Here is a 14482-nt window from a genome sequence, read left to right as displayed (position 1 = left end):
CGGATCCACGCGGAAGACCAACGCCACGAGGTCGTCGCCGGCGGTCTCGGCCTCGACCTCGATCTCCGCGCGGGGAAAACCGTGACGGGCGAGGAACAGCCTCAGACGTTTGCGGTCGCGTTGGAGGGCTTCGGCGCCGAGCCGGGCCCGATCGACGGTGAGGAAGCCACGACGCGGTGTCAGTTCGAGCCCCGTGCGTGCACGGCTCGACAGGTCCGACGGCACGCCGTCGATCTTCAGGCTCTCGACACCGTCACCGTGGAAGCGCGCGGGATCGGCGGCCGCCGCCGGACACGGGAAGACGAGGAGCAGGAGAAGACCCGCCATGGCCCACGGTCGCACGCGTCCGAGTGGACCGACCCGGATCCCGAGCGCCGCCAAGTGCACGTTGCCTCCCCCGCGCGTGCGATCACCCGCCGAACTCGTCGAGCACGTTGCGGGCGATCACCAGCTTCTGGATCTCGCTCGTACCCTCGTAGATCCGCGTGACGCGGACGTCGCGGTAGTAACGCTCGACGTCGTAGTCCTTGCTGTAGCCGAAGCCGCCGTGGATCTGCAGGGCCTTGTCGGCACAGCGACCGGCCATCTCGGTGCAGGCAAGCTTCGCCATGGCCGCCTGCTTGCCATAGGGCTTGCCCTGATCCTTCAGCCACGCGGCCTTGTCGGCAAGGAGATGTGCCATCTCGAGTTCGGTGGCCATCTCGGCCAGGTGCCACTGGACCGCCTGCAGCCGGGCGATGGGCTTGCCGAACTGCTCGCGCTCGAGCGCGTAGCGGGCTCCGACGTCGAGACAGGCCTGGGCCAGCCCCAGCGCCTGGTAGGCCACGCCGATGCGGCCGCCGTCGAGCGCGCTCATGGCGATCTTGAAACCGATCCCCTCGGGACCGATGCGATTCTCCTCGGGCACGAAGGCATCGGCCATCACGAGCGAGATCGCGTCGCTCGAGCGCAGGCCCATCTTGTCCTCCTTCGCCCCGATCTGCAGACCTTCGGTGTCGCGCTCGAGGAGGAAGGACGAGATCCCCTTGTGGCCGTCGTCGCTGGTGCGCGCCATGACCACGAAGAAGTCGGCGTGGTGGCCGTTGGTCACCCAGATCTTCTCGCCCGTGACACGGTAGCCACCGTCGACGCGCTCGGCGCGGCTGGTCAGGCCGGCCGCGTCGCTGCCGGCCCCCGGCTCGGTCACGCAGAAGCTGGCGATCTGGCCGTCGGCCATCTTCGGCAGGTACTTCTCCTTGAGCGCATCGCTGCCGTACTGCATGACGGGGTAGCTGCCCACGCTGTTGTGCACGGCGATCATGATCGCCACGCCGGCGTCGACGCGCGCGAGCTCGCGTACCACCAGGCCGTAGGTGTGCGTGTCGAGCCCCACTCCGCCGTAATGCTCGGGGAAGCTCAGACCGAAGAAGCCCTGCTGCTTGATCTTCTCGAGCAGCTCGCCGTCGATGATGCCCTCGCGGTCCATCTTCGCGCACAGGGGCTGGATCTCGCCGCGGGCGAAATCACGCACCCCCTTGGCGAAGAGTTCCTGGTCCTCGCGCAGTTCGAAATCCATGACGTCTCTTTCTGCCGCTTCCGTCGCGATGCGATCAGGCCAGGGCCGTAGCCGAGATCACCATCTTCTGCACCTCGTTGGTGCCCTCGTAGATGTCGCAGATCTTGGCGTCGCGCATGAGCTTCTCGACCGGGTACTCCTTCGAGTAGCCGTTGCCGCCGAAGATCTGCACGGCCTCCTCGGAGCAGTACACCGAAGCGGTCGAGGCCGCGAGCTTGGCCAGGGCACTCTCGTTCGAGTGGCGCCGGCCCTGGTCCTTCACCGCGGCCGCGCGGTAGGTGAGCAGGCGGGCGGCCTCGGTGCGCAGGGTCATCTCGGCGATCTTGAACTGGATGGCCTGGAACTGCGCGATCGGACGACCGAACTGCGAGCGCTCCTTGGCGTAGGCGATCGAGTGGTCGATCGAGGCCTGGGCGATGCCCAGTGCCTTGGCGGCGATGCCGATGCGTCCGCCGTCGAGGGTCTGCATGGCGATCTTGAAGCCGTCCTTGATCTCGCCCAGCAACTGATCGCCGCGCAGCTTCACGTCGTCGAGGGTGATCTGCGCGGTGTCGCTGGCGCGGATGCCCATCTTGTGCTCGGTGTGCGCCACCGCCACGCCCGGCGCGTGCGCGTCGACCACGAAGGCGCTGATGCCCTTGTGTCCCTTCGTGAGGTCCGTCATGGCGAACACGATGAAGGTGTCGGCGTGCGCGCCGTTGGTGATGAAGTTCTTGGTACCGTTGAGCACCCAGCCGTCGCCGTCGGGGTTCGCCGTGGTCTTCTGTGCAGCGGCGTCGGTGCCCGCCTGGGGCTCGCTCAGGCAATAGGCGCCGAGCTTCTGACCGCTGGCCAACGGCTCCAGCCATTCCTCTTTCTGCGCGTCGGTGCCGAAGGCCTGCAGCGGCCAGCAGGCCAGCGAGTTGTTCACCGACATGATCACGCCGACGCTGCCGCAGGCCCGGCTGATCTCCTCGACCGCCAGGATGTAGCTGAGGTTGTCCATACCGGCGCCGCCCCACTGCTCGGGCACGGCGATCCCCATGAAGCCCAGCTCCCCGAGCTTCTTCACGGTCTCGGCGGGGAACTCCTCGTTCTGGTCCCACCGGGCGGCGTGGGGAGTGATCTCCTTCTCGGCGAACTCCCGCGCGGTCTTGCGGATGAGCTCCTGCTCGCTGCTCAGGTCGAACTTCACGTCGGTTCTCCCGTTCGGTGTTCCAGGGCGCTCCGGGGCGGATTCGGGACGGCGGTGCGCGGTCGCCCGGCCGGCGGCGAGCGCGACCCGGGCGGCGGCGGGCCGACACGATACGACACCGAGGCGGCCGCGGCGACCTCCGGGAGCGGTGATGGCTCGGAGTCGCGATGATCTGCGATGGATGCGGTGTGCATCGTCGCACAGCCCTCGAGAGCGCACCACATCGGAACCCGACGCCCGCTCCCGGCCGGGCCGCCGCCCGGATCCGGACTCGGTCCTACCTGAATCCGAAGGGGATGCGATCATCTGGTCCTGATCTTGTCGCCCCCGGCCCCAGCCCGACCGGACCGATGACTGGATCCCGACGGAGTCTCGACGTCTCCGATGGCCTCGCGGCCGCCCGCATCCGGCCTCTGCGCCGCGCGCGGGGCCTGGGCAAGAGCGAACTCGCCGATCGTGCGGGCGTGAGTGGTCACTTCCCCGTCCGGCTCGCACGCGCGTGGACACGCACCTTCGCCACGCCCGTCCGCTTCGACGCCGTGGCCCCCTGGTCGGACGACACGTGGCTGGTCGGGCTGTGGTCCAGCGATACCCACGCCGGTGCACTCGTCGCGCTCGACCGCGCCACGGGTCGCGAGCAATGGCGGGTCGCGCCGAGTTCAGACAGCCTGACTGCGGTGTTCGGTTCCGGGGATCTGGTCGGAGGCTCGTTCGTCACGAGGGCAGGGACGGGCGCGGACCTCGAAGGAGACGGGACGCCGGAGTTCGTCGTCGTCTTCCACCACGGACTCCACGCGCCGGCCGTGGTGATGGTGGTCGAATCGGACGGGACGATCCGGTCGCGCTATGCGCACTACGGCCATCTGACCGGTGTCGTCGCCGCAGACGACGGCGTCACTCCCGTACCAGGTCGGGGCCGACCTCACCGCGCCTCGCCGCGCAGCTCCTCCACCTGGGTCTGCCAGTTGCCGAGAACGCGGATCTCGCGGCGATTGGTGTCGTCGCTGTCGCCAGCCACCGTGATGAAGCGACCGTCCGACGCGACGTCGAAGTCGCCCGCGCGCGAGGTGCTCAACAGCCCCTGGAACAGCTCCGTGGGAACGCCGAGCTCGAGGTCGTCGTCGTCGCGCACCACTACCGACACCAGGGCCGCGTCCTCGAGACGGACGAAGAACAGCTCGGTGCCGTCGCGCGACCACAGGGGAGTGGTGCCACCGCCGGCCGAGGCCTGCCAGACCGATCCGTCGTCGGGGTAGCCGCGCACGTAGACCTCGGGCACGCCGGTCTCGTCGGAGACGTAGGCGATCCAGCGGCCGTCGGGAGAGATCTCCGGCTCGCTCTCCGACTCGGGGGTCGCGACGAAGGGTCGGGGTTCACCTTCGCCGTTCATCGGTCGCACCCAGACGTCGGTCTTCCCGGCGTGGCCGGTGACGGTGTAGGCGAGGAGATCGACTCCGGGCGACCACGACTCGGGTGTGCCCCGGTTCGTCCCACTCGCGATGACGCGCGTCCGTCGGGAGCCACTCACCTCGAGGGTGACGAGTTCGCCGGCTTCCATCCGGTCGAAGAGGATGCTCCGACCGTCGGGGGCCCACAACGGATCGTGGGTGTCGTCCTCCTGGACGATCCGCGCGAAGGACCCGCGGTCGAGGTCGAGCATCCACAGTTCACAGCTCGAACCGGTCCGGCGCGCGAGGACGCGGCGCCCGTCGGGCGACACCCGGGGTTGGGCCCAGGACCCCTTCAGGTCCGACGCGTTCGATCGGGTCCCGTCGCGGTCGACCCAGGTGAGGTAGCGTCCCTCGCCCTCGACGGGAGCAGGAACGTAGACGAGCAGGCCGGTCGCGGAAACGTCGAAGCAGAAGCTGCCGTCGACCATCTCGGTGACGACCACGGCGCCACCGGTGACGCGCGCTTGCTCCGCATCGAAGGGGAACACGGCGGTGCCCTGAGAGGTGCGGTCCTGGACCACCAGGTGACCGGGTTCGACATAGCGCGCGAGGAAGACCCCGTCGAGCACCTCGTGCCGCGTGCCGTCGTCCCGGAAGGCGACGATCCTCTCGCGCCCGCCACCGATGACGGTGATCAGGGCCGTCCTGCCGTCGGGCAGGGCCTCGGGAAGCCACACGCCGGTCTCGTCGTCGCCCTCCGCCAGTCGGGCGAAGACCGCGACCGGTCCTCCGTCCTCGCGCACCCGATACATGGCGACGTCACCACTCTCACCACCGCCCCCGGGACCGAGGTAGATCCAGCCGTTCGGTCCCCAGTCGGCGGAATTGACGTTGGCGACGGGAGCGACCAGCTGCGCCATCCCGCCCGTGACCGGCACCTTGTACACCGCGTCCTGGGTGACGAAGCCGATCCATCGACCGTCCGGCGAGAAGAACGGAGCGTAGCCGTCGGTCGTGCCCGCGATCTCGCGCGCCTCGAAGCTGTCGAGATCGCGGATGTACAGGCTACCGCTCAGACCCGAGCGAACGGCGAAGACGACCGAGCGTCCGTCGGGCGAGATCACCGGCGTCATGCTGGGACGCAGGTTCCAACCGCCGAGGCGATAGCGGGCCGGCGCGGCGTCGGCGGTCGTGTCGTCGAGACCGGAGGTCGCCGTCCACATGGCGGCGGCACCGAGTATGGCGGCGAGCACCGGGAGGGCGACGGTCGCCAGGCGACGCGACCGGCGCCTCGCTCCACTGCCCGTTTCGATCGCTGGCATGGTCGTCGACGAACTCGAAAGACCGTCGCGGAGCCAACTCAACTGCAACTTGACGTCGTGCGCGCTCTGCAGGCGGTCGTCGGGGTCCTTGGCGAGGCAGGCGTTCACCAGCCGGTCGAACTCCGGCGGCGCGAGACCGACCCGCTGCGCCACCGGTTCGGGATGCGTGTGCAGGATCGACCCGATCAGGCTGGCCTGCGTCGCACCTGCGAAGGCGCGCTCGCCGGTGGCCATCTCGTACAGCACGCAACCGAGTGCCCACAGATCACCGCGGGCGTCGACCTCGAGACCCTCGATCTGCTCCGGGGCCATGTACTGGAAGGTGCCGACGATCGACCCTTCCTGCGTGAGGGGGTGCGCGACCGTCGGCGATGCCGCCTCCGTGAGGTCCCCGCTTCCCGATTCCGGCACCGTCACCCGCGCCAGCCCGAAGTCCATGAGCTTCGCCCCCGCGCGGGTGATCATCACGTTGCCCGGCTTGAGGTCGCGATGGATCACGCCGGCACGGTGCGCGCGGTCGAGGGCATCGGCGATCTGGGCACCGTAGGTCAGGACGTCCTGCATCGGCAGCGGACCGGAGCGGAGCCGCTCGTGCAGGGTGACGCCCTCGACGAGCTCCATCACGAGGAAGCGCGTGTCGCCGTCCTCGCCAACGTCGTGCAGCACGCAGATGTTCGGATGATTGAGCGACGAGATCGTCTGCGCTTCGCGACGGAAGCGCGACTGGACCTCGGCGTTCGCCGCGATGTTCTCGGGCAGGACCTTGATGGCCACGTCGCGGCCCAGGCGGGGGTCGTGGGCGCGGTAGACCTCGCCCATCCCACCCTTGCCGAGCAGTTCGGTGACTTCGTAGTGGGCGAGTGTACGGCCGATCAAATGGGGCGTCTCCGCGGCGGCGGTCGAGCATAGCCCCGGGGCCGCGGGGGGTCAACGTGGCGGGTGGAACCCCGGAATCCGGCCCTCCCCTACGACCCGCAGGGTTCGAAGTCGTCCGCCTCCGGCGCGCAGAAGTCCGGCTCGACCGACGTGTTGCCGCCGACCCCCTCGAACTCCGCCAGGAGCCCCACCCAGTCGCCGTCGACGTTGCCGAACACGTTCGTCGTGCGCACCAGCAGTTCGGCGAAGGCTCCTCCGAGCGGCTCGCCCTCGGGCGCGTGCACCAGTGCACTGCCATTCAGGGCGAGAACGTTCGTGAGGAGATCCGACGACGTGGAATACAGACTCGATCCCCCGCCTTCCTCGTCGGCGCGTCCGGCGAAGCCTCGGGCCCGGTTCGCGTGGAAGATCGACGCGTCGACGTCGATGCGGACGTTCTGGTCGAGACGGATCGCACCACCGCTGCTGTCGCCTTCGGTGTCGATCGACACGCCGTTGCGTGCGAAGACGCACCAGTTCACGAAGGCACGCGTGTCCCGCAGATGGAGCGCGCCCCCGTGGCGGGCTTCGTTGTCGAAGAGATCGACGTCGGCCAGCACGAACCGCGACACATCGTCGATCCGCATCGCTCCGCCGTCGGATCCGCCACGGTTGCCGCGGAACGTGCCTCCGTCCACCAGCACCTGGCGGGCCCGTCGCACGAAGACGGCGCCCCCACCTGTGCGGCTGACGTTGTTCTCGAAGGTGCAGCTCCTGAATTCGAGGTCCTGCACCCGGTGGGCGACCACGGCGCCGCCGACGGCGGCCTCGGGGGCGATGGTGTCGTCGGTCTGGTTGTCGACGAACGTCGATCCCAGGACCTGGACGGTGCCGAGCGTCGCGTCCAGACGAAGAGCCGGTCCGCTTTCTCCGCGGTTGTCTCGGAACGTGCACTGGCGGACGACGACGTCGGCGTAGCCCCTCACGGCCAACGCCGCGGCACCCTGCTCCGCCTCGACGTCGCGGAAGACGCACGAATCGAACACGGCCTGGGCGAAGGAGCGGGGCGCGTCGATGCGCACCCCCTGCGTCGAGGACTCGAACACGCAGGCGTCGACGAATACGTGATCCCCGTCGCCGGCCGACAACAGGACCTGCGTGTCCCCCCGGACGCGGAGGCCGCGAATCCGGGCGGGCCGACCGTCCTGGATCCGATCGCTGGTCTGGACGACCGGCCACGACCCGCCACCCAGTCCGGTGGCGTCGATCACCACGCGATCGGCGCCTGCACCGATCAGGTGCACCGAGCGCGGCACGACGAGGTCGCGCTCGGCGTAGGTGCCAGGCCCCACGAGTACCGTGTCGCCCACCGTGGTCGCGCGGAGGGCCTCGCCGATCGACGAGAAGTCGCCGGGGATCACGTACCGCGTGGGATCCGGCTCCGGATCCGGGAACAGGGGATCGGGATCGTCGTCGGAGCACCCGACGACCGCGACCAACGACAGGAGGAGCGCGCGGCGGCGCAGGGGGACGCGCATGGCCGATCCTCGGCTTCGGGACACGGAATGGGCGACCGGGTCACGCTTCCGTTCGCAGGACCACGAGCCGCTCGGGCGAGCGCCGGATCACGCCACGCTGGATCATACCGCCCCGGTGGCGTTCGCAGAAGCACTCTTCGGCCTCACGCCCGGATCTCCTCGAACTCCCCGATGTCGCGGTTCTTCCGCACGTTGCGCGCGTCGAACACGCGCCCGTTCATCGCGACATACACGCCGTGGGGCATCGACTCCGCGAAGGCCAGCGCCGCACCCAGGTTGAACAGCCCGTCGCTCGAACCGAAGGCGAAGGGGATCATCGCGCCGGTGAGCACGATCGTCCGTCCGTCGATCCCCGCGTCGGCCAGCGCACGCGCGGTATCGGCCATGGTGTCGGTGCCGTGCGTGATCACGATGCGCTCGAGTTCGCACTTGCGGCACTGGTTGATGATCAGCTCGCGATCGTGGTCGTCCATGTCGAGCGAGTCGACCATCATCAGCGTGCGCACCTCCACCGGCACCCGGCAGCGGCCGAGTTCCAGCATGTCGCGCAGGTGGGTGTCCTTGAAGAACAGGCTGCCCGTGCGCTCGTCGTACTCCTTGTCGAAGGTGCCGCCGGTCACGAAGATGCGGATGGGGTGGGACATGGATGCGCTCCGTGGGTTGCAGATGCCCGGTGGAGCGTCGAGTCTGGACCGCGCTACGGGACGGGTCAAGTCGGCGGCGTCCGTGCCCCCGCGGGGCCCCCGCGAGCCCCGGTGGGACTCGTCGTGGGAGAACTGCAATGCCCAGACCGGATCGGCGCCCGGCGCTCCCGATCGGTGCCCCCGTGCGCGACGGTCTCGCCTCAGAACGACCCACGGATCGACAGCCCGACCGGCTGCGCTCGGATGCGTGCCGCCTCGAGCTCCCGCAGCAGTGCCGCACGACGGACCACGACGTCGTCGGGAAGCCCGGCATCGTGCCATTCCGTGTCGACCATCTGGTCGCCGATGATCAGCCCGGTGACCATGGCCAGCGGCAGGATCAGCACGGTTCCCAACCAGTGACTCCCGCGTTCGTCCACGTCGATCAGAGCATCGTCCGGGTCGTCGTCCGGAAGAGTGAGCATGCGCAGGAGGAGCCAGGACCCACCGAAGATCAGGCCGAACTGGGCACCCCGGCCGGTGCCCGGGATCTCACGCCGGATCTCGATTCGCTCGACGTCCGCGGCCGGCACCTCGAAACGGTCGAGGTCCGCGGCCGGCGCGCCTCGGCGGTGCTTCGGGAAGACGTTCACGACCAGACGTCCCTGGTCGATCTCCTGGAGACGTCCCGACACCGTACCGGTCGGAGTCGTCACCCGGATCGTGTCGCCGCGCCGCACCGTCTCGGCGGCGCTCGCGGGCGCACCGAGAACGGCGAGTGAAAGACCGGCCATCAGGATCGACATCGTGAGCATCATGGACACCGCTCCTCGATCGAGTGCACGGGGACGAAGTGCTCGGAGTGCCACCGTCCCTCGGGTCGTGGATTGCGATGCCCGGGCCAACCTCGGCGCAAACCGTCGACTCCGACTCGATGGGTGGTCCAGAGGCCCAGAACTGCACTCTCGGGATCACACGGGGTGGGATGTGGTGACTCCGATCGTCGCCGTCCGATCACACGCCTGTGCACCACCGGTCACGGCTCGAGACCGGAACGGAACGAGCCGCGATCCAGTTGGGCGCATGTCGCCCCTTGACCGGACCCCGACGGCGTCCGATCGTGGCGCCGCCTCCGATCGTCGTCCTCCACCGACGGAGCCGCCGTGGGCCTGCTCGACATCGTCCTGCCCGTCTTCCTCGTCATGGCTCTGGGCTACGGTCTGCGGCGCGGTGGCTTCCTGACGGCCGAGGCCAACGGAGTGCTCACGCGTCTGGTCTACTGGGTGGCCGCGCCCGCACTGCTCCTGCGCAGTGCGGCGATCACCCCCTTGCAGTCGGGAACGCACCTGACCGGTCTGCTCGTCATGGCCGCGGTCACGGTGCTGGTCGCGGTCGCGGTCTATCTGTCGGCCTTGCGCACGCGGCCGTCCCGGCGGGGCGTGATCACCCAGGGCGCCTACCGCAGCAATCAGGTCTTCCTCGGCTTGCCGCTGGTCCACAACGCGTGGGGAGCCGAAGCGGTGGGAGAGATCGCCCTCGTCGTCGGCCTCATGGTGGTCGTGTACAACGTCCTCTCGGTGCCGGTACTCGCCCTGCCCCATCGCGCGGAGAGTGCGGCACCCTGGGTCGGCGTGATGCACGGCGCGCGCTCCATCGCGACCAACCCCCTCGCCCTCGGATGTCTGATCGGAATCGCGTTGTCGGCGATCTCGATCACGTTGCCACGAGTCCTCGACACGTCGCTCGAACTCGTCGGACGGGTCGCCCTGCCCCTGGCGTTGATCTCGGTCGGAGCGGCACTGGACATGGCCCGATTGCGCCTCGAACTCCCGATCACGGCTCTCGTCACGATCCTGAAGTTGGGGGTGTACCCGGCCCTGGTGATGTTGGGACTGAGCTGGCTCGGGGTCACGGGACTCATGATGAAGGCGGCGGTCCTGGTCGCGGCCACGCCCACCGCGGTGGCGAGCTATCCCATGTCGGTGGAGCTCGGTGGTGACGAACGCCTTGCATCGGGACTCATCGTCGGGACGACATTGGCGTCGCTGCCGGCGATCGTGGTCTGGCTGTGGGTGCTGGGCGTCTGAGGGATCACGACGACGCGGAGACCAACGCGACCGCGCTCGCCGCCGCGGATCCGACGTCAGTCGCAGATCCCCGGCACCTCCACCACGCCGCGGTAGGCCTCGTAGTAGTTGGCGATCTCGGCGGACCCGCGGATGGTGATGTCCACGAAGTCGGCACCGACGTTCGACACCACGCCCCCGAACTGGTTGGCCATGAGCTGCGAGATGATCTGGTCACCGGTCAGCAGCGCCACGCCGTCGTAGCTGCCACGCACGCGCAGCCTCTGTACGAACGGCATGCGCACGTTGTCGAAGGTCGCGATCGAGTCGTAGGCCTCGACACCGGTGAAGGGCGGTACGGTGATCTGGCGCTGGCTCGAGACCTCCTGCGTGAAGCTGTCGCTCTGCTGCCACGTGTTCGTGCTGGTCTGCGTGGTCGACGTGGTGTAGGTGAAGCTGTTCGTCACGTCCACCGAGGCGCTGGCACTGATGGCCTTGAAGGCCCCTCCCACTTCTAGACCGGTGGTCACGCTCACCGAGTTCTCACTGCTGCTGTAGAGTTCGAGACTCTCCTCGGTTCCCACGGTGGTCGTCCGCGTCTCCGACCGCAGGTTCCCGATGGTCTCGGTGAGTTCTCCCGGGCTGCAGTTGCTGAGCACCGAACGGTAGGCGAAGTCCAGACGGGCGGGCGGCACGATCGGCGGTTCGAAGCGCCTACCGAGGTCCTGCACGTCCCACTCTACGTTCGCCGCGAAGGCACGGAAGGGCAGATACTCGTCGCCCCCGACCTCGTGGATCGAGCCGTCCTCACCGTAGAGCCCGGTCGCGAAGTTGGTCCCGCTGCCCGAAGTGAGCCGGATCCGCGCGTTCTCGTCGCGCTCGATGTGGAACTGGAACTGCCAGTTCGGATCCTGTGGATCGACGTCCTCGGTCGTCGCTCTGAGACCGATGACGTCGTTGCGGAGGTAGAAGGGCCCCAGGTCCTCGAACTCGTAGTAGATCAGGTAGACGTCGTCGAGGGCGGTGGCCTCGAAGTAGAACCGAAACTCGTCGAGGCGATCGGGGTCGAACTCGGGATCGAGCAGGACCTCGAAGTCCTGCGACGGGCCCGGCACGCTCGAGAGACGCCAGACGTGACCGTCGACCGGGCTCCCCTCCTCGAGGGCCTGGATGATGTAGGGCTGCCCGGGGAAGATGCTCAACTGCGGGTAGATCCTCGGCAGCGTCGTCGTGACCGCGAAGAGCTGACCGGAGCTGTCCAGGGGCAACGGACCGCCGTAGGTGGCCAGCTCCGTCTCCTGACCGTCGCGGACGACGATCGACACCGGCACACCCCCGGAGAGGGTCTCGATCTGCTCGGTGGTCAGGGAGTCCCGGCTCACGCGGAAGCTCGCCACACTGGTCTCCGGATTCACGTCGAGCTCACGGGAGAGTGACGCGAATTCGCCCTCGAAATCGATCTCGACTCCCGACGCGTCGTAACCCCAGCGCACGACCTGGCGCACGTCGATCACCACGCCGACGGTGCCCTCGTTGACCTCGAGCTGGTCGACGGGGATCCCGGGGGGAGTGGTGTCGTCGTCCCCGCCCGGAGCGGTCGGGTTGTCGTCGGCGTCGTCTCCGCAGCCGACACCCGCGAGAGCCATCGTCAAACCGAGAAGCAGAACCATCCATCGCATCGCCGACACACCTCTGCGCGCACTCTTCGACAAGAGCGCCGGATCCAGGGTCAGGTTGTTCGGGGGATGGCGGGAATCTGGAACAGACCATCGCTCACTGTCAAGCGAAGGGCGAGAGCTTCGATGTCGCTCGCGCGTCGACCGCCGTCGTCTCGGCGTTCGACCGGTGGGTCCGGATCAACGCACCAGGGTCAGGCGCTCGGTGGCCGTCCACTCCCCTGCCCGCAGCCGGACGAGGTAGACGCCACTGGGGACTTCGCGTCCCCTGCGGTCGCACCCGTCCCAGAGAACACGGTGCTCGCCGGCGGCATGGAGCCCCGAGGCGAGTCGCCGGACATGGCGACCAGCGAGGTCGTAGATCCGCAGGTCCACGGACGCCGACGACACCAATTCGAATCGCAGAGTCGTTCGTGGATTGAACGGATTGGGTGCGGCACTCAGCTCCAACCGCGGTGCGTCCGGTGGGGTCGCGGTGACGTCTCCCGCTCCGATCCGGATCTGCACGTCGGTCGTCCGAAGGGGCGTGACGAACAGGCCGTTCGCGAAGAAACGGGTCTCCGTCGGCGATCCTCGCAGCAGCCGCAGAGTCGTGTCCGTATCCACGTCACGACAGAGGAAGCGGAGACGGTAGATGACGCCCGGACCGGTCAGATACGTACCGCTGCAGAGAAGGGAGTGATGGATCTCGAGGTAGGTGCTGTCGGAAGCGACGTCGAAGACATGGAAGGTCTGATTGCACGCTTCCCGCATCAGTGGTCCTTCCTGGTCCGACAGGTCGTCCGCCCGCAGGAAGGTCAGAGCCCCGGGGTCGTACTCGACGTAGGCGTCGTAGGCGTTGAACTGGAGCCCGGCCTCGGGAACCTCCAGCTCCACGGTGATGGTGTCACCCGCAGCGAACTGGGTGCCGGACGCCACGAGCGCGACACGGACCGAGTCGGTCCGGGCCTCGGCCGTGATCGGACCGGGGTCGGCGACTGCATCGGCCACCAGAAGCATCAGGGCCACGGCGACCAGTGCCGGCCAGCGAACGACTTCCTCACTCGTCCGCACGAGACGCGGACGAAGCATCATCATGATCCAGTCGATTCGGGGCGGGGTGTCGCGAAGGACACCCCGCCCGTGGTCGTGCTGCCGGCTACTTGACCAGCGTGATGTGACGGCGGTCCGTCTGGTCGGGCGCGATCATACGCACGACGTAGCTTCCGGACGCGACCGAGCGGTCTGCACCGTCGGTGCCGTTCCACGTGACCGAGTGCTCGCCGGCCGAGCGCGTCTCGTCCACCAGCGTTCGCACGAGGCGACCACGCAGATCGTAGACCTGCACCTTGACCGCCCCCGCGAGCCAGGCTGAACCTCACCTCGGTCGCCGGGTTGAAGGGAGTCGGTGCGATCTCGGCGAGGCCGGAAACGCTGGGAACGGCCGAAGGAGTCGTTCCGCCGACCGATCCGGCCACCAGGACCTGGCCGTTCTCCGAATCACGGGCGATGATCTCCCCGAGGCCGATCCGCGGCTCACCAGCGCCCTTCACTCGGAAGGTCACGTGGGCCAGCGCACCCTCACCACTCAGACCCTGATCACGCACACCGATCAGAGCGGCGTCGACGACGCCCGGCTCGGGCGAGAGCACCATGCCCTGACCGCCCTGGCGCGCCATCACCTCGCCCGGCCGGACCGAGAGGGGCTCGACCGCGGAGTCGTTCCAGGTCAGGGGAATGCTCAGACCCTGGATCCGACCGTTGCCGGTCATCCGCACGGCCACTTCCAGAGTTTCGTCGGAGTCGACCTGACCCACGTGCAGCGCGATGTCGTTGCTCGTCGCCGGTGCCGGCGCATCGAAGCGCTTGCTCACCGCCTGGAAGTTCATCGCGAACACCATCAGGTCCTCGAACTGCACGACGTCGTCGGTCGTCGGCAGGCCGTCCACCGAGAAGTCGCTCGTCGGCCCGACGTCGAGGTAGTTGAGACTGGTCCCGAGGGGCAGGGTCGCACCGTAGTTGAAACCGAGGTGCGAGAGGTCCCCGCTGCCCACGACGTTGTTGCCGTTACCGTTGACCACGCCATCGGTGACGTCACCGAGGTGGTAGTTCAGGGTGCCGCCGGTCGGACCGGAGACCGCCGACGCGTTCCCACAGCCGTCGTAGACGACGGCGGCGTAGTAGTAGAAGTCCCGCGTGGCGGGCTCGTCCACGAACGACCGCGGATCGCCGGCGGACACGGTGCCGATGCTGCTCCACCCGGCGTTGCTCAGCGGCAGGATGGGCTCGGCGCCGGTGCCGTC

At 68.4% G+C, this 14482-nt stretch carries 11 protein-coding genes; 1 reads left to right on the top strand and 10 read right to left on the bottom strand.

The genetic code is table 11. The features are described 5' to 3' along the window. The 7 genes from VKA86_05240 to VKA86_05210 all read right to left on the bottom strand — a co-directional run. Window positions 1-387 (bottom strand): hypothetical protein (locus tag VKA86_05240; GenBank protein ID HKK70602.1); only part of this gene is annotated, 387 nt, incomplete at its 3' end. 22 nt (window positions 388-409) lie between these two features. Beyond that, window positions 410-1555, bottom strand: coding sequence for an acyl-CoA dehydrogenase family protein (locus VKA86_05235; protein ID HKK70601.1), 1146 nt, complete (start codon window positions 1553-1555; stop codon window positions 410-412). A gap of 34 nt (window positions 1556-1589) precedes the next feature. Then, complete coding sequence (locus tag VKA86_05230) at window positions 1590-2729, bottom strand: acyl-CoA dehydrogenase (GenBank protein ID HKK70600.1); 1140 nt, start codon at window positions 2727-2729, stop codon at window positions 1590-1592. Between the two features lie 922 nt (window positions 2730-3651). Beyond that, entirely contained in the window at window positions 3652-6318 is a 2667-nt protein-coding gene (locus VKA86_05225) for a protein kinase (GenBank protein ID HKK70599.1), read from the bottom strand. An 89-nt stretch (window positions 6319-6407) separates the two neighbouring features. Then, complete coding sequence (locus VKA86_05220) at window positions 6408-7835, bottom strand: right-handed parallel beta-helix repeat-containing protein (GenBank protein ID HKK70598.1); 1428 nt, start codon at window positions 7833-7835, stop codon at window positions 6408-6410. 143 nt (window positions 7836-7978) lie between these two features. After that, window positions 7979-8479 carry an asparaginase domain-containing protein gene (locus VKA86_05215; protein HKK70597.1) on the bottom strand — a complete coding sequence of 167 codons (501 nt, stop codon included), beginning with the start codon at window positions 8477-8479 and terminating at the stop codon, window positions 7979-7981. 200 nt (window positions 8480-8679) lie between these two features. Then, window positions 8680-9276 carry a hypothetical protein gene (locus tag VKA86_05210; protein ID HKK70596.1) on the bottom strand — a complete coding sequence of 199 codons (597 nt, stop codon included), beginning with the start codon at window positions 9274-9276 and terminating at the stop codon, window positions 8680-8682. Window positions 9277-9621: 345 nt separating this feature from the next. Here VKA86_05210 and VKA86_05205 point away from each other — a divergent pair, with 345 nt between their 5' ends. Then, a complete protein-coding gene (locus tag VKA86_05205) occupies window positions 9622-10545 on the top strand; it encodes an AEC family transporter (GenBank protein ID HKK70595.1) in 924 nt (307 codons plus the stop codon). A gap of 56 nt (window positions 10546-10601) precedes the next feature. On the opposite strand, the gene VKA86_05200 is transcribed toward VKA86_05205, so the two are convergent. The 3 genes from VKA86_05200 to VKA86_05190 form a co-directional block, all read right to left on the bottom strand. Beyond that, on the bottom strand, window positions 10602-12194 hold the full coding sequence (locus tag VKA86_05200; protein HKK70594.1) for a hypothetical protein: 1593 nt from the start codon (window positions 12192-12194) through the stop codon (window positions 10602-10604). Between the two features lie 186 nt (window positions 12195-12380). Then, entirely contained in the window at window positions 12381-13277 is an 897-nt protein-coding gene (locus VKA86_05195; GenBank protein ID HKK70593.1) for a FlgD immunoglobulin-like domain containing protein, read from the bottom strand. Beyond that, the coding region (locus VKA86_05190) for a cohesin domain-containing protein (protein HKK70592.1) at window positions 13274-14482 on the bottom strand (1209 nt) is incomplete at its 5' end. The genes VKA86_05195 and VKA86_05190, both read right to left, overlap by 4 nt.

This window comes from Candidatus Krumholzibacteriia bacterium (assembly GCA_035268685.1).
GTDB lineage: Bacteria > Krumholzibacteriota > Krumholzibacteriia > JAJRXK01 > JAJRXK01 > JAJRXK01.
The sequence above is the reverse complement of the archived record's forward strand: the minus strand, read 5'-3'. Positions and strand labels throughout refer to the sequence as shown.